Below are 18,937 nucleotides of genomic sequence, written 5' to 3' on the forward strand. Positions count from 1 at the left end.
TCGCCCCCTACAGGGCCCGGACACTTGCTCGAACCCACTTGCGGGTCCCACCCGACATCATCGTGACTCAGTTACCTGGCTCACCACGCAGGTGCCTCCATACAGGGTCCTCCCCTTCGCGCAAGCCAGCTTCCGGCCCCGTCAATGGGTAATCTGGATGCCCCAGGACAAAATTGGTGACAAAAACCTTGACCTCGCCGTTGCGAAGAAAATGCACCGCCAAGTTTCCTACCCGATCGTATCGGGGCACCGGTACGGTCGCTTTCTGAAATGTTTTCAGATCATGGGTCCAGCTCACCTGCACTTCCAGCCCCGGCTTCCATTGATCCGGCACGATCGCGCAGCAGACGGTCCCGCCTTCGCCATGACGGGTTGCCGACCCGCCGCTGCCTCCATTGATGGTGAACTGGGGCACATCGAGATCGGTATGGTTGTAACCGAGGATTCCCACCTCAGTGCTCGCCTCACGGCCGCGGCAGGCGGCCAGCAACGGCACCAGCAACACGACCAGCCCCAACAGCCATAGTGATCTTAGACGCATGGTCGTTCCTTTTGATCTCACGCACCTCGACCGGTGCAACACGCTCATGTCCATTGCGGGACCTGCACTTCGTCCGCGCCGGCAGGTGCGGCACTCGTTACTGTTTCCCACAATGGCCTGCCACATTCCCAGATGTCTTCGGGCAGGCCGAGCGCCCAGTCCGAGAACGGAATTTCGGAGGCAACCCTGCTGTGGGCAAAACGGTCCTGCACGGCGGCGTGGTTCCGGCACCCGCCGGAGGTGTACAGCGCCAGCAGCAGGTACTGCACGTGGTCGTCCACCTGGTCCACGCCATGTGCGACGGTGTCCTGCATATGCGCCACCACGAACGGGTGCAGCACGCGATACGGAAGCCGGCGCATCTCATCGGGGATCACCCGGCGCAACTGCGCGATGGCAACATCGGGTTCACAGACATCGAGCAGCCGCGCGTACTGGGCATCATCCAGCTGCAGCGGTGGCAGCGCCGGCAAGCCTTCCTCAGGCTCGCCCGCCAACAGCCATTCCTGGCGCTCGCCGAAACGATCGTAGTAGTGAAGCTGCTGCACATCGGCCAGGAAAGCGGCCTGTTGCGCAGGCGTCATCAGCGACAGCAGCTCGGGGAGGATGCGGGTGTCGTACCAGCGCAGCAGCATCTCGCTACCGCCTTTTTCCGGCACCTTGACCAGGTGGAACGCATGAAAATGCCGGGCGAGCGCCTGCAGGTCCAACGTACTCCACCACAGGCTGACCGCCGGTTTGGCCGCCGCCAGCTGCTGGATCTCCAGATCCAGTGCGGGCAATGCCGCCTCGGGGTACTCGACCAGCAGCGGCGCGATCTCGACCAGGCTGGCCTCAGCATGCCCATCGAACAACGAGCGGTAGTGCACGCCGAGCCGGGACAGCCGCTCATGGAAATGCGGCCGCTGCGCGCTGTCGATGACGGCATAGCGTTGGGTCACACCAGTACCCCCGGTGTACCTTGGCGCATGGCATCCAGGATGCAGCTCTTGCAACTGCTGCGCGGGAACTGCGGCAGCGCGAAGCCTTGTTGCGCCGGACCGACGAACGACTTCCTGCCAGCGTGCACGACAATGTTGCCCGGCGCGGTAAAGGTGATGTTGCCGCCCTCGATGGTCAGGCTGGCGCCCCCCGCGGTGGCTACGTGCAGGATCTTGCCGGCGGCCAGATCGATCTGCGCCTGCGCGCTGGCCATCTTCAAGGCACCCTGCGACTGTATCCGCACGTCATCGCGCTGCGCGGCCACCTCAAGCTGTCCTTCGCCAGCCACCGCACTCAGCGCTACCGCATCGGTACCCTTGCCCTGCACCGCCGTGGCCAGCACGCCCACGCTCTGCGCGGCATGCAGGCGCAACTGACCCATGACGGCTGTTTCGCTGGCCTGGCCACTGGCCAGGGTCAGGGTTTCGCCCACCGACCAGCCCAAGGCCTGGCCGGCGACCTGCACCACCCCCGCCGGGGCCGCCAGGCCCAACAAGGCATCGCCCACGTGCGGCACGCGCGTGGCGCCCGCATTGCCCTCGCGTTCGCCGGCCTGGCCCTGCGCTGGCGCGTACTCACCGCCCTCCACCGTGGTGCGGGCGCTGGCCAGCATCGCCGCGAGCGGTGCTTTGTCCTGCACCAGAACAGAGCTGCTGGGCTGCCGGGCACCTTCGTGGGCCGCCAGCCGGGTGGTCAAATGGGTGGTCGCCGCCGTGGCGAAAGTCTGGCCCAGCGTCTGCAGCTGGGTCAGCAGGGCGACCGGCTGCGCCGCATCGCCGGCCTTGCCCTGCGCCCCGCGAGCGTAACCACTGAGCCACAGGCCCGAGCGGGCGCGCAGCGCACCCCAGGCGTCGCTGCGCAGTTCGAAGCCCTCTCCCCGCAAGCTGCCGCGGAAGTTGTCGGCCTGATGGATCAGGTGGCCCAGGGCGAGGCCGGTGACCGACTGGGTGGTCAACAGTTGTGCACGCAGCTGCGCGTCGCTGTCATCGAACAGCAGCGCGTTGTAGCCGCTGCCGCCCCATTCTTTTGAACGCACGCCCCACAGCGCACCCGGATGTCGATGGGCATCATCGCCGGCGGCCGCGGCGTGCCAGGCGGGCGCGTGGCCACCGGCCATGTTGCCCTGCGCGCTGGCACGCGCATCGGCGGCCTGGGCAAAGGCCGAAGTATCGCTGTTGCCTGCCTGCCCGGCCGGCGTCGGTGCCACGCCGGCTTCGCCGCGCCCGTTGTACAGCGCGCCCAGCACCAGCGGGCGGTCGATGTCGCCATCAAGGAAGCCGACCAGCACTTCCTGGCCGATACGCGGCAGGAACTGGCTGCCGACACCCGGCCCGGCATAGCGTTGGGCCACCCGCAGCCACGCGCTGTCGCGCGCCGCGCCCTGCTGATCGGACTGGAAGTGGAACTTGACCCGGATGCGCCCGGCCATATCGGCGTGCACCTCCTGGTCGCCCGCCGCCATGCTGCCTTGCGCGCCCACCACGATCGCGGTCTGGTAGCCAGGCGCCAGTGGACGTGGATTCAAACGCGCGCCGGTCTGGTCATGCAGCACCGGACGCCAGGGCACGTTGCGCGCGATCGCCGAGAAGCCATTTGCATAGCCAACCGCCTCTGCGCGCTCGAGCACCGCCGGCTGCGCGGCGTGCGGCAAGGCCTGCGCGCCCAGGGCATGGTCGAGCGAGGTGCGCAGGTCCACCGGAAGATTGTTGATGCCCACATGCAGAATGCCGGTCAGCAGCACTTCGGACGGCGCCGATGCCGGCACCTGCGCGATCCGCAACCACTGCCCGCTGCGCAACGAACGCACGCTGCCGCGCCCGTGCCATGCCTGGTTGCGCGCTTCATGCGCTTCGGCCTGCAGGCCGGCCAGGCGATCGCCATCGCTGCTGTCGGCGAATGCGTAGGCGCCCACCGGGTCATAGGATTCACGCAGGGACTGGTCGCCGCCACCGTTCACCGGGACCTGCGCGCCCTGACCGCTGCTGCGCTTGTAGTCGCCGCTGTGCAGCGTAAGACGGTTGCTGCCCAGGCGCCGCGACTGCCCCAGCGCCTGCACCGTGTCTTCGCCTTCGGTGGCCGCGCTGCGGTGAAACCGCACCCCGCTGCCCGAAGAAGTTGGATCTTCCGGCTGCACACCGCTGTCGGAGAAGATCACCATGCTGTGGCCGGCCGGCGCCTCGGCATCTATCTCCACGCGCCAGCCCAGGCCTTCTTCGGCCAGCAGGCGCTGCACGAATGCGGCGTCGCTTTCACGGTACTGCACGCAATAGCTGCGCGGACGGCTGCTGGCCAGGAAACCGGCGACCTCCTCGCTCCACTGCCAGCGCGCAATGTTCTCGTAGCCGGCCAACACCAACGCCAGGATCTCCTGCACGCTGCGTTCCTGGAACACGCGACTGTGGCGGCCATGCTCAAGCCACCAGGTCCATGGACGCAGCGTGATGCGGTAGCGGGACACGCCGCCGTCGCTGCCGAGCAGTGCGGCCTCGCTGACCAGGCCACAGCGTTCGATATCGGTGCCATTGGCGGCACGCGTGGACAACGTGGCGGGTTGGCCCAGCCAGCCCTCCAGATCAAGCCCAGCATCCAGTGAAAGAAAATCGATGACGTACTCGAAATGCGCCGACAGCGATTCCTCGCCGCTCCAGCGCTCGACCACCAGCTCGGCCGCGCCCGGCAATGCCAGCCGGTGCAACCGCGGCGCACCAGAAAGTGCAGCCACCTGTGCGAACAGATTGTTCAACGCGTCCATTGCCATCTCTACACAGCTTTCATCCCGAGGCTCGGGACGTCCTTTCCCAGCCTCAAAATGTACCAGAAGCGCCAGAATCCCAACACCGTCGCGTGATGATTGCGAATTAAAGCGATATACGTCACACATTCACGCAGCCATCACGCCCAAAATCCGTCACGACATTCACGTCGCACGCATCCGCGCAACCCACGTGCACCACGCTAGAATCTGCGTGTTCCCATTTCGAGATTTGCCATGCTGGATCAGGATGCCCTGCTGGCCCCGATTGCCGACCACGCCCCTGCGGGCGACGACCTGTCCTTCTCGCCGGAATTCGACCGTATCCAGGAGAGCCGGCGCGCCGATGACCCGACTCTGGACCAGGGCGAGTGGCAGACCGACATCAAATACGCCGACTGGAGCAGCGTGGCGCGTGAATGTGCCGACCTGCTGCAGACCCGCACCAAGGACCTGCGCCTTGCCGGTTGGCTGACCGAGGCGGCCACCCAGGTCGACGGCTTTCGTGGCCTGACCACCGGCTATCGGGTGGTGGCCGGCCTGTGTGACGAGTACTGGGAGGTGGTGCATCCGGTCGCCGTGGACGATGACCAGGAGGAGCGCATCGGCAACCTCAGCTGGCTGCTCAGCAACTCGCTGCAGTGGCTGCGCAATGTGCCGATCGTATCGGCACCGCAGGGCCGTTTCAGCCTGGCCGATTTCGAAGTGGCCCACGCGCGCGCCAGCAACGGCGGCGACTACCACGACGATCGCCCCGGCCTGGAGCAGCTGGAAGCGGCGCGTCGCGATACCCAGCACGAGTTCTACCAGCAGTTGGTGGAGATCCTGCCCGAGTGCGCCAATGCGTTGTCCACCCTGCAGGCGGCGGTAGACAGCCGCCTGGGCCTGGACGGCCCCAGCTTCAGCGCGGTGCGCGAACAGATCGAGCACCTGCAACGCACGGTACTGCGTTTCGCCCGCGATGCCGGTGTGTTGCTGGACGGGGATGTAGCGGACGAGATCGCCGACGACGACAGCTTCACGGCCGCCACAGGCAGTACCGACAACGCCGCCGCCACGCCCCGCGGTCCGGGCGGTGCGCCCACCAGCCGCAAGGAAGCACTGCAGCAGTTGCGCCAGGTGGCCGAGTTCTTCCGCCGCACCGAACCACACAGTCCCGTGGCCTATCTGGCCGAGAAGGCGGCGCGCTGGGGCGAAATGCCGCTGCACGTGTGGCTCAAGCGGGTCATCAAGGATCCCGGCGTGCTCGACCAGATGGAAGAGATGCTGGACATCAACCAGAACCCCGACGGGCAGTAAGCCCGTCGGGCGTTACCGCGTTACTGGATCTTGAACTCGATACGACGGTTGCGCGCGCGACCGTCATTGCTGGTGTTGTCGGCCACCGGCTCATCCGGGCCCTTGCCGAGCACATCCAGATGCGCGCCTGCGATGCCCTTCTGCATCATGTAGGCCTTGACCGCCTGGGCACGCGCATGGCTCAGCGTCAGGTTGCTCTCACGCTGGCCCACGTTGTCGGTGTGGCCGATGATGACGAAGTTCGCGTCGCCCATCAGCGCCATCCTGGCGACCATCTCATCGAGGATGCTCATGCCCAGCGGGGTCAGCTTGGCGCTGCCGCTCTGGAACTCGATGATGCGGTTGGCCAGGGTCTGGTCCAGCAGCTTCTGTTGCGAACCGACCTTGAGCGAGTTGGTCACCGTATAGGAGGTATTGCTGGCCAGGCTCAGGTCGCTGGCGACCTGCTGGCGCAGCGCCTCGTTGCCGACTTCGCCACTGACCCGCACGGCCTGGCCATTGACCTCCAGCTTGCCCGGCGACACCCGCTTCAAGCCGGGGTTGATCATCCCGGCAACGTAGTCGCCCCAGTTCGGCGGGGTGGCGATCGATTCGACCTGGATGCGGTCAACCACACGCTCGGCGCCATACACCTCGCGCAGGTTCTTCAGCAGCCGTGCCTTGGTGGCCTGATCCGGCACCACCCCTTCGATCACGACCGGGCGCTCGGTCGCGGCGGCAGATGCCTGGGCCTGCGCGAACGCGGGGCCGGCAACGGCGAGCGCGGCCAGGGCAACGATGAAAGTAGAGCGAAGGCGCATGGTCATGTTCCCAGGAAAGTCTCGCCGAACAGGCTGCGCGCCGTGCTCAACGCCAGATCATCACGATCCAGATAGCTGGCAAGACGGTTGAGGTTGTAGTCGCTCTGCAGGTAGTCATCGACCCACTGGGCCTCCTGCACGCGGATCAGGAAATCGCCTGCTTCGGCCGGATCCAGCACGGCCCGCAGCGCATGCCGGTCGGCACCGTTGAAGCCCACCACCATGGACGGCGCGGCATCGTTGCGGATCAGCACCGCCAGTTCGAAATCGCCGCGGGACACGAAACTGGCCACGATATCCAGCCAGAACGCGGCCACCAGCGGCCGGTACAGCGGATCACGCACCAGCGGGAACACCAGGGCCCGATCGACATTCACATCGCCGCCGCCCAGCACCGGCTGCAGCAACAGCCCCAGCCCGAGCAGCGCCTGACGCAGCGAAACTTCGGGGTGGCCCGCCTCGCGCAGCAGGCGTTCCATCGAACCGATGGTCTGCCCGTCCAGGAAGTCCTGGAAGGTTGCGTTGTAGGCGCTTGGATCGGTGCTGATGCTGAAGCGCGCTTCAGCCATCTCGTTCAGCGCATTGCCGGCATCTTCATCGCTGAAGGCCTGCCGCGCCATCCGCGACAGCCCGGACCAGGCATTGGACATGGCCAAGGGGCTGCGACCGATGAACGGCAACGGATCGGCCGCTTCCAGGCGCACCGCCGACAACAGCGGGAAGCGCCGCTGCGACGCATCGCGGCTGGCCAGGAAATGCCCGCACAAGACCATCTTGCTGCGCGAGCCGAGGAAAGCGTAATGGATCTCTGGCGAGCCGTCATAGACCCGTTTCCAGTCCGGATTCTGGCTCAGCAGCTCCACGCTCTCCCCCGCCCAGCGGTCCAGCCAACCCAGCAACTGGTGGTTGTCGGCGGCGCGGACGAAATCGCCACGCGACGGCACCTTGCCGAAGTAGGACACACCTGCACTGGCCACACGGCTCATCGCGAACCTCCGTTCTGCTGGGCTGGGGCGGCCGGCGCGGTGGCCGGTGCAGCGCCCGGCGCGGCCGGTGCCGCAGGAAGCGGCGGTGCGCCGCCGGCCACCCGTTCGGGCAGCTGTGCACCGCGCTGCCAATCGCCGCTGTCATCCCCGTCGGCGGCCGCGCCTGCACGGCGTACCACGCGCATTTCCACGGTGACTTCCACGTTGTCCGCCTTCCAGGTCACCCGGCTGCTGCCCCCTTCCAGGCGTTCGTAGGTACCTTCGCTCATCAGGCGGTTGAAGCCATTGGTGCCCGGCGCGTTGAACACCTCCACGTTGCGGCCGTCCGAGGCCACTGCGGTGATCTTCACCCCCGGCACCTGGCCCACGTTGGGGTATTGCATGGTGATCCACTGCGGCGGCGTATTGCGGTAGCGCAGGGTCTGGCCATCGATCTCGATCGTGTACTCCACCGCGCCGGTGGCCGGCGACGGCAGCAGCTCGAAGATCGTGGTGTCCTGCGCCGCTGCGCCAGCGGCACTGCCACTGACCCAGTTGCCGTAGTTGGCCACCAGCACGCCGGACAGGTTGATGCCCAGCCCGGCCCAGCGGCGCGCCTCGAGCAGGTTGCCGCGCTGGATCACCAGGGTACCCAGCTGGTCCTTGTTGAACGCGGCAATGCTGCCGCTGGCGCCAAAGATCGCCGCGATGTCGCTCGGTGCCGCATCCACGTCGGAGTTCAAATTGAACGGATACTGCTGACCGATCCGATCCTTGAACGGCTTGTAGACCTGGGCGCCCCAGCTCTTGTTGACCTCTTCTTCGGTGGGTTCCACCAGCGCGGTGAAGGTCTGGGTCAACGGACGCAACAGCAACGGACGCAGCGCCTCGCGCTGGGTGGCATCGAGCCCGGTCAGCACCTGCTCGTCGACCAGTGCCACGGCGATGCTGAGCTCGGAGCCTTCATTGCTGAAGGTGTCCTGCATCAACTTGCGGGTGCCCACGCCCAGTTCGAGATCGCCCTGCCCCTTGATCGCGTTGAGCCGCGCGCGCAGCTTGGCCAAGGTCTCGAAGTACGCGTCGATCACTGCCGGCTGGTCGGCGCGCTTCATCGTCAGCTTGGCAATGCCTTCGAATGCCTTGCCGATCGGGCCCACCGGCTGTTGCTGGGCCACCGCTTCGGGGTCCTTGCGCAGGATGGTTTTCTGGAACCAGGCCACGAAGCCCCCCTTGGCCTTCTTCGACCGCGCCTCGGCGGTCGGGTTGTCCCAGATGGTCTGTTCGTTGATCCCTTCCAGCAACAGGCGCAGCGGCGAATTGCCGGCGTCGCCCAAGGCATTCATGCGCGCGGCGGCTTCATCGAAGTTGTCGAACTGGGCCACGCTCAGGCCCTGCACGAACTTGGTCCACTCCTTGGCGTATTCCTGTTTGTACAGGGTGGCCAGCTCCCGCGAAATGTGCTCCGGGCTGCCGGCCAGCGACAGATCGCTCTGCTCGGTGGTGCCCAGCACCCAGTCGGTGGTGCTGAGCTGGGTATTGGCCGCTTCGGTGACGGCATCCTTGACGTAGTCCTCCCACGCCTTGCGCGAGAACGCACCGGAAATGACGTAGCTGCCGGTGATCAGGCTGTTGTTGCGCGACTCACCGATGAGCCCGTTGGCGGTGACGGTCGGGAACCGCGCAGCGGCGCGTGCCTTGATCTGCGCGAACACCCGCTGCATGGCCGGCTGGCCCTTCATCACCCGGGTCAGGGCCTGGCGGCTGTCGCTGACCAGGGTGACCTTGTTCTGGATCTGCGGCCAGGCCGGATCGGCAGACTGGGCCACGTAGAAGTTCATCAGCTTCTCGGCGGCACGCACCATCTCCTCGCGGGTCATCTGGCCGCGGTTGCCATCCAGCCAGTTGCGCCAGAACATGGTCAGCTGCTGCGACAGATGCGCACTCTCCACCTGCTTGCGGTTACCCAGCATCAGATAGGTCTTGAGCGCGTTGTAGGCGTCATTGGTGTTGGTCGGCGAGGCATTCTGGTACAGCACCTCGCTCTCGGCAGCCACGGCGCCGCCCTGCCCCAGCTTCTCGCGGTCGTTCACCACCTGGCCCAGGTAGCCTTCCAGGCTGGCCACGGCCGGATCCAGCATCACCTGCTGCATGCCGTGGTAGTACTCCTTCATCAGCTTGGCGCGGATGTTGTCGCCCTGGTACAAGCCCAGGCTGGTGGTGATGCCCCCTTCCTTCTTGTACCGGTCCAGCTGCTCCATGCGGTCCTGCAGCAGCAGCAGCGCATCGATGCGCGACTTCAGGTCGACGCGGTCGTTCTGCACGCGTACCGCCTGTTCCAGGTCCTTGGTCGCGTTGTTCACCAACTGCACGTTGGTGGTGTAGGACCAGGTCCACAGGCCCAGTGCCAGCGCCAGCACGCCTACCGCGCCGAGGAACACCCCATAGCGCAGGCGGTTCTGGTGCGGGCTGGAATACTGCCGCACCAGCTCCCTGTCGGAGAAGATCACCTTGCGGAACAGGTCCTTGAGGAAGAACGCGGTCTGTCCGGTCGGTGCCTCGTCGCTGTTGTGGCCACGCGAGGACAGCGAGAACTGGCGACCCACGCGATCGGAGGCGTGGTGCACCGAATGGCCTTCCTGCAGCGCACTGCTGAAGTAGAAGCCACGGAACACCGGCTTGAACTGGAACGGGTTGTCTTCAAACAGCGTGGCGATGAACGTCCGCAGTGCCGGCTTGATGCCGACAAACTCCAACGGCAGCGTCAGCAGGCCCGGCGAGACTTCCCGGCCGCGCTGCATGGCCATGTGCGAGAGGCTCATCTCCTTGATGCCTTCGGACAATTCGTCGAAGTGCGCGTCGAAGGCCGTCAACGCATCGCCCTGCGCATGCACGTCGAAGGGCAGCGTGGCGCCCCACACGTTCTCGCGCTCGCCGGGGTCGAGGTTGCGGAAGAACTCGCTGAACCCGGCGATCAGGTCGGCCTTGGTAAACAGCACGTAGACCGGCGCGAAGACTTCCAGCCGCTCGGTGATTTCCTGCACGCGCTGGCGCAGGTTCTTGGCCAGCTCGATGGCGAACTCGGGCTTGCTGCCCGACAGTTCGGCAATGCTTACCGCGATGATCACGCCGTTGATCGGCGCCCGCGGACGGTTCTTCTTCAGCAGGCCCAGGAAAGTCAGCCATTCCATCCGGTCTTCAACACTGACCGAGTAACGGCCGGCGGTGTCGAGCACGATCCCGGTGGTGGTGAAATACCAGTCGCAGTTGCGGGTACCGCCAATGCCCTGGATGACATTGCTGCGGTTGTCCTCGAACGGGAACTGCAACCCCGAGTTGAGGATCGCAGTGCTCTTGCCGGCCGCCGGATTGCCGATGATCACGTACCACGGCAGCTCGTACAGCGCGGCCTTGCCTTTCAGCACGCCCAGCCGTGAGGACTTGATCTGCTTGACCGCATCCATCATCCGCGTGCGCAGGGCCTCGGTATCGGCACGCTGGGCCGATGGCGCGGCCGCGACTGCCTGATCGGCCTGGGCCTGCACCATCGATTCCACCCGCTTGGCCGCGCGCCGGGCGAGGATCCGCTTGATCACCCACACGATCAGCGCCAACACCAGCAGTGCCGCCAGTGCCACCGCCACCCAGATGCCGATCTGACGGGCTTCGGCAGCGCCGAAATAGGCCAGCGAACCGGCGCCGATCAAACCAATCACCATCCACAGGCGGTAGTCGCCGAGGAAGTACCTGAAATTACTCAACATCATCTAGGCGTCCAGGGTTATGCCGCCGACACGGTGTCGGTCGACGGGTCTTTCGAAACGGGAATATCCATGATCGCCGCCAGCCGCTGTGCCGGCGCCCCCACGCTCAGCACCAGCGCGGCGTTCTGCTCGCCCAGCGTGTGCGCGTGCGCCAGCGCAAGCAGTGCAAGCGGCAGCACCGCGCCCAGCTCACCGGCGCAGACCGGCAACGCCAGGGTCTGGCGATCGATCTCGATGTCGGGGTTGGCACCCACCGCGGCAGCGCAGGCCTCCACGGCTACCTGGCCGCGCTGGTCGGCGTCATGCAGGACGAACCCGAGACGCGCCGGTGCGATGGCCGCGTCAGCCAGCACGGTACACGCCAAGCCCTCGCTCTGACGGCGCGATTCGGCAACGCTGACTCCGTCGGCCAGCTCCATGCGATGGGGTCGCCACAGGTGCGGCGTCTGCGCCGGTGCCAACGATGGCGACGCCAGCAACAGGCCTGCCGCGCCCTCGCCCGGGATCTGGCCATCCTTGTTGCGCCGGTGCAGGATGCGGTTGCTGCTCAACCAGGCGGCAATCACCGACGGATCCACCGCCGAACTGCTCGACACCAGCAGGTACCAGCGCGGCTCGCCCTCGGCCAGCGCATCGGTGATGCGCTGCAGTCGCGTCCACACATCGGCGGCCTGGGCGGCCACCGCGACATTGACCGCAAAACGGCGGGGGTCCAGGCCGCTGTACACCGCACGCCCTTGCAGCCAATCGGCGCAGTAGGTACGCAGCGAGACCGACCAGTCCGCCGGTACCAGCAGTTCAATCGTCAACACCTGGCCAACGCTCTGCTCATCGCGGCGACGCAGGCCGGCGACCACGCGCTCTTCCGCCACTTCCAGCTCGGGCAGGGCAATCAGCGCCTGCCCCATCAGACTGTCGACCACCGGCTCCAGCAGCGCCATCGCGCGGCGCTCGGCGTCACGGGTATCAAAGCCGGGCATCTGCACCTGCAGCACCGAGGTGTCATCCAGGTCCTTGTCTGCACTGACCAACAGCGGCAAGCCGTCATGGTCGTGGAAACGCGCATCCAGTGCGGGGCGCGGCAGCGAATCGGCCATGTGCAGCAGCGCGCTGGCCTCCAGCATCGCGCCCAGCCGCATGTCTGCGCCCAGCACCGCAACCGACGGCACCCGCGCCGTTGCGGGCAGCGCGGTGGTCTGCGCGCCGGGGGTGGCGCTGTCGCTGGGTGCGGTAGCCGCGTCCACGGCTTTGTCCAGCATGCTGCGACCCGCGTTGCGCAGCATGAAGCCGGCGCCGCTCAGGCCCACCGGCACCAGGCCCAGGTAAGCCAGCATTTCCATGCCCGACGGAACCGTGCCAGTGCTGCGCCAATAGAAAATCGCGCCCCCCCAGGCCACCGCGAATACCGCGATGACCGAGAATGCCTTCCCCAATATCCCGGACATCTAGCGTCCTGCTCCCTGAGTCATCAAGCCTTCCTGCTGATTCGTACCTGAGATGCCGATCAACCGATCCCGGTGGTGACTTGCGAGGCGATCAATGACGCCCCACATGCGGTGCGATCCCCGTCACGCGCCACCGGGTTGCCATCAATCAGCACCGCGGCATCGCCGCTGACGATCGTCGTCGGTCCGTGCGCCATGCAGATGGCCTTGTCGCCGATACGCGCCACGGGCTTGCCTGCGATATCGGTTTGACCCGATCCGCTGACCACGGTCCCGCCGTGACTCAACTTATCCCCGACAACTACGAATGGTCGTGACATCAATCATGCTCCTTGATTGCTTCGGCATCCGGCGACTCCATCGCCCCATCACCCCGGGGTGATCCGGACTGTCCGGCAACGATACCAGTTGACTGGTGAAAGTATCACCCTCCTGCCAATTCAGCTTTCTTCGCCGTACGTGCCGCCCGGCACTTCTGTGCCATTTCCACGTGGACATAATCCTTGATGCTGCGCCAGTTGCCGCCCCACTCGAGCCCGGCCTGTTCGGCCAGCTCGCCGTAGAGGAAGTAGCCACGCCTGGTCCATGGATCCCCCATGTCCCATTGCAGCTTGCCATCCCGGATCGGCGCACTGTCCACGCCCAGCCCGTACTGATGGCAGCTCTGCCAGGCACCGGCCCGCGTGGCCTTGCCCCCGCTCATCAACTCCGCTTGACGCTCGGGGCTTCGATAGCCTTCCACCAGCACCATCTCATAGCCATATTGTCGGCGCATGACCTCATAGATCGCCAGTACGCGCTGCTGAAGATCGGCGTCAATCTGGTTCCATTTTCTGTCGGCCGTCACAATTTCGGGGCGCGTCCGGCGGATTTCTTCCGTCGTGAAGACTTCCGGCGGTGGCGGTGCCGGCGGGGTCAGGCGCTCACCGCGCAGCAGCTGCGCCACCATCGAGCCCGATTCAGACAGGTCATCGCCACGGAATTCATCCAGGACCACATTCTGTCGCGTCAGCAGGATGACCGCCGGCGGTACCAGCAGCAGCAAGCCTGCCGCCGCCAGCACCGGCCAATGCCGACGCAGCGCACCCTGCGCGGCGCCCAGCTCTTCACGCACGCCGCCCTGCAGGCGGTCGGTGCGCCTGGAAACGCGTTGACCGGCCCGCCCTGCAGCCGACCCCACCCGTCCGAACACCCGGCCAAACGCCGCCAGCACCCGCTCGAACGATTCCGGAAACATCAGTACCCAGCCCAGCATGGCCATCACCAGCACCAGCAGCACCGCTCCCCCGATAATGACGACCACCGATCCTCCCTGTATTGTTTGTTATTGACGGCCATGCCCCAGTCACTAGAATGGGGCGGTTCGCTTTCGGCAGATGCCGACCCAACAAGGGCTGGATGCACTTGAATAATGGCGGAATTAATCGACCAAGTCTGCTCTCAGGGGGAGCGCAGGCGAAGAACCCGGCACCGGCAACGGGCCGCATTCTGGCAGACATGGAGGGACGCCCGGTCGCTGGCGCTGCACGCGCTGCACGTGCCGCCGCGCCTGCGGGTGCCCGATCGCGTCGACGACTATGGCTGGCGCTGCTGGCGCTGGCCATCCTCGTACTCGGCGCAGTCGCGGCATGGCGCTTCACCGCCAGCGGCCCATCTGACGAGCCCCTGGGTTACTCGCTGCCGCCGGAAGCCAACGCCGACACCCTGCCCGCCCCTGCTGCCACGCCTGGCGGCGCGATCATCGTCGATGCTCCGCCGGATACCGGGAGCGCGGCCCCGTCGGCAGATCCACTCGCCGGCGTTGCTGACGCCGCCGACGCAGCGGATCCTGCTCCCGCGGCAACGACGGCTACCGCCACGGCACCGGTCGCCACGGCAGCCGGCGCGCGTAAACCGGCGGCTGCCAACGCACGCGCCGGCCGTGACAAGGCCAAGGGTGACGAAAATCTGCTGGGCACCTTGATGGGCATCATCAAGGAAGACGACAAGCCCAAGGCGAAGGCCAAGGCCGCGCCCGATTCAATGGACGCACTGATCGCGCAGATCCAGGCCGACGAACGCAGGCAGGCGGCCGACACCAACAACGTGTTCGACAACATCAGCGGCAAGAATGCGACCGCCTCGACCAAGTCCAACATCCAGGCCAAGCTGCGCAGTTGCCCCAGTGCCACCTCTGCTGCCGGCCTGAATTGTCGCAAGAAGATCTGCGCGGCGGTGGCGGGCAAGGATCCTGCCTGCCCGGCGATGTAAGTGCCATGCTGACGCTCATGCCCTTCAATCGCTCCCTGCGGTTTGCCCTCCTGCCGATGACCCTGATGCTGGCAGCGGCGGCCTGTCATGCTAACGATGGAACGCAGACCGCAAAGGCTCCCGCTAGTTCGGCCACCGCTATCGATGCCCTGAAGGCCAAGACCAGGAAGCAGCTGGTGCAGGTTGCTGGTGGCTCATTCCTGATGGGCGATTTCGGCCCTGTGCACAACGAGGAAAAACTGCCCTATACCGGCGCCTTCGATGACGATGTACTGCGCACGGTTGAGCTTGATGGGTTCCGGATGCAGGCGTGGAAGGTGACGTATGCTGATTTTGATACGTACTCCGATGCGGTTGGTCAGCCGCGGGTGGCACAGTCCAAGGTCGACCAGAACTATCGCCATCTTCCGGACATCGCTGCCGGCGTCAGTTGGCCGCAGGCGGTGGCCTATTGTGAGTGGATCGGCAAACAGATCGGGATCCCCATGACCCTGCCGACCGAGGCGCAGTGGGAGTACGCGGCACGGGCAGGTGGAAAGATGCGCGTCTACGCTACCGACAATGGCGAGCTGGACAATGGCCGTAATGTATCCAGCATTGCGCAATACGATGCGTTCGCGAGCAAGCATGGTCAGCGTACACGCGTAAGCTCACTCGGCGCGTTTCCACCCAACCCACTGGGGTTTTCTGACATGGTCGACCATGGCAGGGAATGGATCAGCGACTGGTACGCGGGCGAATATGACGCCCGTCAAACGCGCAATCCTACCGGACCGACATCGGGCACCGAACGCGTCCAGCGCAGCAGCACCGACCGGGACGCCGACCAGCTTTCCATCACGTCGATGACAATCACACGCAGCCATCAAGTACCCGAGCCGGGCCCGGCCACCTTTGCTGACGGGGAGGTCCTTGAGTCCAATCCCAATCCCAATCGGGGCAACGGCTTCCGCTGCGCCGCCAAGGCGCACTGAGCGACGACAAACTCCGCTCGCTGCTGACGCACTGCAGCTCACTCCGCGGAACACTGCAACTGCCGTGCGGATGGGAAACACAGACAAGACAGGCGAGTCACCGATCACTGCACATAATAGTCAGATCAGACGCCGCAACCCTCATAGAACTGTCCGACATACGCCGGCTCCGGCCACCGATGTGGATCGGCCGTATCGATGAACTCCCATATTTCCCGAATTTTTGCTGTGGATCAAGCGCGGCGCACACAGAAGCGTGGAGGAGCTGGAGCAGTCGATTCGTGAGTACATCGCGCGTCACAATGAAAACCCTACGCCCTTTGTCTGGCACAAAAGTGCGGATTCAATCTTGGCATCTGTAGCCAGAGCTGCCACAAGAATTGTTTAGGCGTACTTGTGTGACACCATACTAGCTCCCCTCTCAAGCTGGATGCATCGAGTGAACTGGACCTGGACTTCCATCGTGTACTTCGTGCTGGTCATGGCGATGTGCTGTGGCTTTGTGCGAACGGTGTACCTCTATCTGGGCCGATTCGCCGGCTGGCAATCACCGGTGAAGCGACTGCTGGCCATCAGCCCCGTCCTGCTCGCCATGCTCTTCGCACTGTCCGGCTTCCTGTTGGTCGCCTTCCGCTGATGACTCAGCCCGCATTGCCGGGGGCGGACATTGCGGCTCGATCAGCGAGACCACTACATCGACAAGCGACCACTGGAGCCGCCAGCCCAAGGGCTGGGCTGGCTGCCGACGTCCTGTTGTCGTCCGACGGCATCACGCGCGCAGTGCCAGTGCCTGCTCGATCACATATAGGATCCAAATGGCAGTCAGTACGCCGACAGCGGTACAGATCATCGGCCACGTTCTATCCACGAACCCCAGCGGCGGATTATCCCGCCAATCGCGGCGATGCTGGTCGTCTTCTCTGACCACGCTGGCGGCCTGGACCTCAGCAGGCCAACGCGGTATCCGACTGGTCGTCATGGCCAACCAGCGCCCCATGGCAATGAAGCCAAAGGGGAGCGAGAAGACAAGGTGCAGCCAGGGCCAGCGAGCGAAGTTCGCAAAAGCCCTGACCACACCGAATACAAATCCCTCTTTCCTGTCGTGTACTGGCATGTAGATCGGCGCCATGGCGCGCAGTCGCGCGACGTCGTCTTCGGAACCTTCCATGTACTGACAGAAGAATTCCCATAGGCCAAGTAAGTCCTGTCGCCCACCCATGTATTCATAGCCAAGCGAGAACGTTTCAATGACGGTCGCGCCATCCTCGGACAGGAAGTGTACTCGCACGTCGTTAGTCCTTCCTATCGGCGGCGTGGTGGACTCGCCGATGAAGAAGAACAGGCTATCCCAGTCCCCCGTCGCGACCGTGCCATTCTGCCGAAAGAAGTGGATCTTGCGATTACGTCTGTCCACACGAATTGGATAGTGCGTCCACCGGAAGCACTCGCTTCTGAACAACCACACAATGCCACCGAGGATGAACAGCGAGATCGGCACGATGAATGCCCAGAAACACCACAGTATCCAACGCTCATCTTCTCGGAAGGGTTCACCCAAAATGATGAGGTTGATGAGCAGATAGAGCGACGTTGGAACAAACGCCAATGCCCCCAGGACAGACAGCCATACATTGAAGCCTTTGACGGGGTACCACCGATCTACGAGCTCAATGTATGTCGAGTTGAACTTGATCAGGGACAACCCGATACGGGGAGGAACACCCGTGGATCGCGTCGAATCCAACTTCTCCATCCTCTCCTGGTCGGTCAAGGGGCGATTGACCGGAAACCTGAGATTTCTTGCATCGATACCCGCGTAATCCATTTCAATCCTTCAAGGCGACTTGGATTTCTTCCATCTGCTTGTCAAAGCTCCTGTGCCGATACGTCTCTGTCAACCAAGCGAAAAGGCGCTTCTCGAAGAAATTCTGCAATTTGTCATCCTTCCGGCAGGCCGCTCAGTGTGCCTCCCGGCCGAACAGTTCGGCCAACGCAGGATCGGCCGCACACGCCTTCGATTCCGCTGCCTGCCAATAGGCCATGAAGGCCGACTCAGCGACCTTTCCGCCAGGCAGGTCACCATAGACTCGCGGTTCGCACAGCACGTTCGAGGACGGCCCCGGCGCACATTCGGCGTCTACCGCTTTCGGCCAGGTCGGGCGCCGGCTGGTGACCAACGCCAGATATCGGGCCATACCAATCAGGATCAGAACGGGCGACAGGATCCATCGCAGTGGACCACTCAGTACTGCGAACGGGATGATCAAGGCGTTCTTCAGCGACACGTACGAAGACGCAAAGATGCCCAGCGGTGGGAAGGGAAGCGCCTCAACGCCTTCATCCATAAAACGACGGATCATTTCCCAATGCGCCAGGACGATGCCGGGGCTTCCGCCGCCGTCCGAGCCAATCGACACCGTGTGGACGACCATGCCCTTGTCAAGGATGTGCATTCGAAGATCATAGGTGCGCGAATTATTGGAACCGGCGCCCCCATCTTCATGAATGAAGAAGAACGCCTCGTCGAACGGCACTTCTAGGTGGGTTCGGTTGCCACCGGTGAAAACGAACACCTTGCGCAAGGTGCGATTGAAGCGCACCGGATAGTGCGTGTAGCGGAAGGCATCCTTCAGCACCAGCATCTTCAACGCCACCAGCGCCGGTGCACCGCACATCACGCCCATCACCACCACGCCCCACAACACGGGTGCCAGCTCGCCGTGGGAACTCTGCAGAAGACCGTTGATGCCGGCAGTTCCAAGAAGGCTGGCAAACAAGAACAGCATGCCGCCCCCCAGGACGCCAAATCCACGAAACAGGAAGTAACGATCCAGGTATTCCAGGCAGGTCGAGTCAAGGCGAATGACACCCTTGCTCAAGGGCTCCAGGCGTGGGACATCCGCAACGCGGAGGTCTGCCCTCGCCTCCTTCGCCGAAATCACCCGTCCAACCTTGAACGGACTGACCAGCCAGCCGGAGAAACTACCCATCCATACACTCCAGTGGTAACGGAAGGAAAAGCCAGCTGCGCCAGCCATGCCGACCCGAGCGGAAAATCTTTTTCAAACCCGACTCAGACATCACGCCCGCATGGAACAGGCAATATAGTCCAACGCGGTCCAGTAGTGCGGAAGAACCGCCTTGCTGGCAGATCCTGCTGAGCCTGCTG

Annotated in this window: 15 protein-coding genes and 1 pseudogene; 5 read left to right on the plus strand and 11 right to left on the minus strand. The window is 64.5% G+C overall.

From position 1 onward, the window contains the following. Positions 1–67: 67 nt before the first annotated feature. The 3 genes from AC3IR9_RS11280 to AC3IR9_RS11290 form a co-directional block, all read right to left on the minus strand. Positions 68–505: a DUF3304 domain-containing protein gene (locus AC3IR9_RS11280; protein ID WP_489290833.1), complete on the minus strand. Its 438-nt coding sequence runs from the start codon at positions 503–505 to the stop codon at positions 68–70. Positions 506–585: 80 nt separating this feature from the next. Further along, positions 586–1,482, minus strand: coding sequence for a DUF4123 domain-containing protein (locus tag AC3IR9_RS11285; RefSeq protein WP_489290835.1), 897 nt, complete (start codon positions 1,480–1,482; stop codon positions 586–588). Then, the gene (locus AC3IR9_RS11290; protein WP_489290837.1) at positions 1,479–4,274 is read right to left on the minus strand and encodes a type VI secretion system Vgr family protein; all 2,796 of its coding nucleotides are present in this window, start codon (positions 4,272–4,274) and stop codon (positions 1,479–1,481) included. The genes AC3IR9_RS11285 and AC3IR9_RS11290 overlap by 4 nt, the downstream gene beginning before the upstream one ends. Before the next feature lie 237 nt (positions 4,275–4,511). Here AC3IR9_RS11290 and tssA point away from each other — a divergent pair, with 237 nt between their 5' ends. Further along, on the plus strand, positions 4,512–5,573 hold the full coding sequence (gene tssA, locus AC3IR9_RS11295; RefSeq protein WP_489290838.1) for a type VI secretion system protein TssA: 1,062 nt from the start codon (positions 4,512–4,514) through the stop codon (positions 5,571–5,573). 20 nt (positions 5,574–5,593) lie between these two features. On the opposite strand, the gene AC3IR9_RS11300 is transcribed toward tssA, so the two are convergent. The 6 genes from AC3IR9_RS11300 to AC3IR9_RS11325 all read right to left on the minus strand — a co-directional run bounded on the left by AC3IR9_RS11300 (position 5,594) and on the right by AC3IR9_RS11325 (position 13,823). Further along, positions 5,594–6,379 carry an OmpA family protein gene (locus tag AC3IR9_RS11300; RefSeq protein ID WP_489290840.1) on the minus strand — a complete coding sequence of 262 codons (786 nt, stop codon included), beginning with the start codon at positions 6,377–6,379 and terminating at the stop codon, positions 5,594–5,596. After that, entirely contained in the window at positions 6,376–7,359 is a 984-nt protein-coding gene (gene tagF / locus AC3IR9_RS11305; protein WP_489290842.1) for a type VI secretion system-associated protein TagF, read from the minus strand. The genes AC3IR9_RS11300 and tagF overlap by 4 nt, the downstream gene beginning before the upstream one ends. Further along, complete coding sequence (gene tssM, locus AC3IR9_RS11310; protein ID WP_489290844.1) at positions 7,356–11,102, minus strand: type VI secretion system membrane subunit TssM; 3,747 nt, start codon at positions 11,100–11,102, stop codon at positions 7,356–7,358. Before tssM ends, tagF begins: the two co-directional genes overlap by 4 nt. Positions 11,103–11,116: 14 nt before the next feature. Next, positions 11,117–12,544, minus strand: coding sequence for a hypothetical protein (locus AC3IR9_RS11315; RefSeq protein ID WP_489290846.1), 1,428 nt, complete (start codon positions 12,542–12,544; stop codon positions 11,117–11,119). A 59-nt stretch (positions 12,545–12,603) separates the two neighbouring features. Beyond that, positions 12,604–12,864 carry a PAAR domain-containing protein gene (locus tag AC3IR9_RS11320; RefSeq protein WP_489290848.1) on the minus strand — a complete coding sequence of 87 codons (261 nt, stop codon included), beginning with the start codon at positions 12,862–12,864 and terminating at the stop codon, positions 12,604–12,606. Positions 12,865–12,968: 104 nt separating this feature from the next. Beyond that, positions 12,969–13,823, minus strand: a complete 855-nt coding sequence (locus AC3IR9_RS11325) for a M15 family metallopeptidase (RefSeq protein WP_489290850.1) — start codon at positions 13,821–13,823, stop codon at positions 12,969–12,971. A gap of 119 nt (positions 13,824–13,942) precedes the next feature. Between AC3IR9_RS11325 and AC3IR9_RS11330 the strand changes: the two genes are divergently transcribed. The 4 genes and pseudogenes from AC3IR9_RS11330 (at position 13,943) to AC3IR9_RS11345 (ending at position 16,405) form a co-directional block, all read left to right on the plus strand. Further along, positions 13,943–14,794: a hypothetical protein gene (locus tag AC3IR9_RS11330; RefSeq protein WP_489290852.1), complete on the plus strand. Its 852-nt coding sequence runs from the start codon at positions 13,943–13,945 to the stop codon at positions 14,792–14,794. A gap of 5 nt (positions 14,795–14,799) precedes the next feature. After that, positions 14,800–15,768: a formylglycine-generating enzyme family protein gene (locus tag AC3IR9_RS11335; protein ID WP_489290853.1), complete on the plus strand. Its 969-nt coding sequence runs from the start codon at positions 14,800–14,802 to the stop codon at positions 15,766–15,768. A 232-nt stretch (positions 15,769–16,000) separates the two neighbouring features. Continuing rightward, positions 16,001–16,156, plus strand: a pseudogene (locus AC3IR9_RS11340) (IS630 family transposase); the annotation flags it as partial. A 51-nt stretch (positions 16,157–16,207) separates the two neighbouring features. Then, complete coding sequence (locus AC3IR9_RS11345; RefSeq protein WP_489290855.1) at positions 16,208–16,405, plus strand: hypothetical protein; 198 nt, start codon at positions 16,208–16,210, stop codon at positions 16,403–16,405. A gap of 132 nt (positions 16,406–16,537) precedes the next feature. Here the strand turns inward: AC3IR9_RS11345 and AC3IR9_RS11350 are convergent, their stop codons facing one another. Continuing rightward, the gene (locus AC3IR9_RS11350; RefSeq protein WP_489290856.1) at positions 16,538–17,593 is read right to left on the minus strand and encodes a DUF6708 domain-containing protein; all 1,056 of its coding nucleotides are present in this window, start codon (positions 17,591–17,593) and stop codon (positions 16,538–16,540) included. A gap of 133 nt (positions 17,594–17,726) precedes the next feature. After that, positions 17,727–18,758: a DUF6708 domain-containing protein gene (locus tag AC3IR9_RS11355; RefSeq protein ID WP_489290858.1), complete on the minus strand. Its 1,032-nt coding sequence runs from the start codon at positions 18,756–18,758 to the stop codon at positions 17,727–17,729. Positions 18,759–18,937: the final 179 nt, after the last annotated feature.

It is taken from the genome of Stenotrophomonas sp. GL_101 (genome assembly GCF_057835675.1).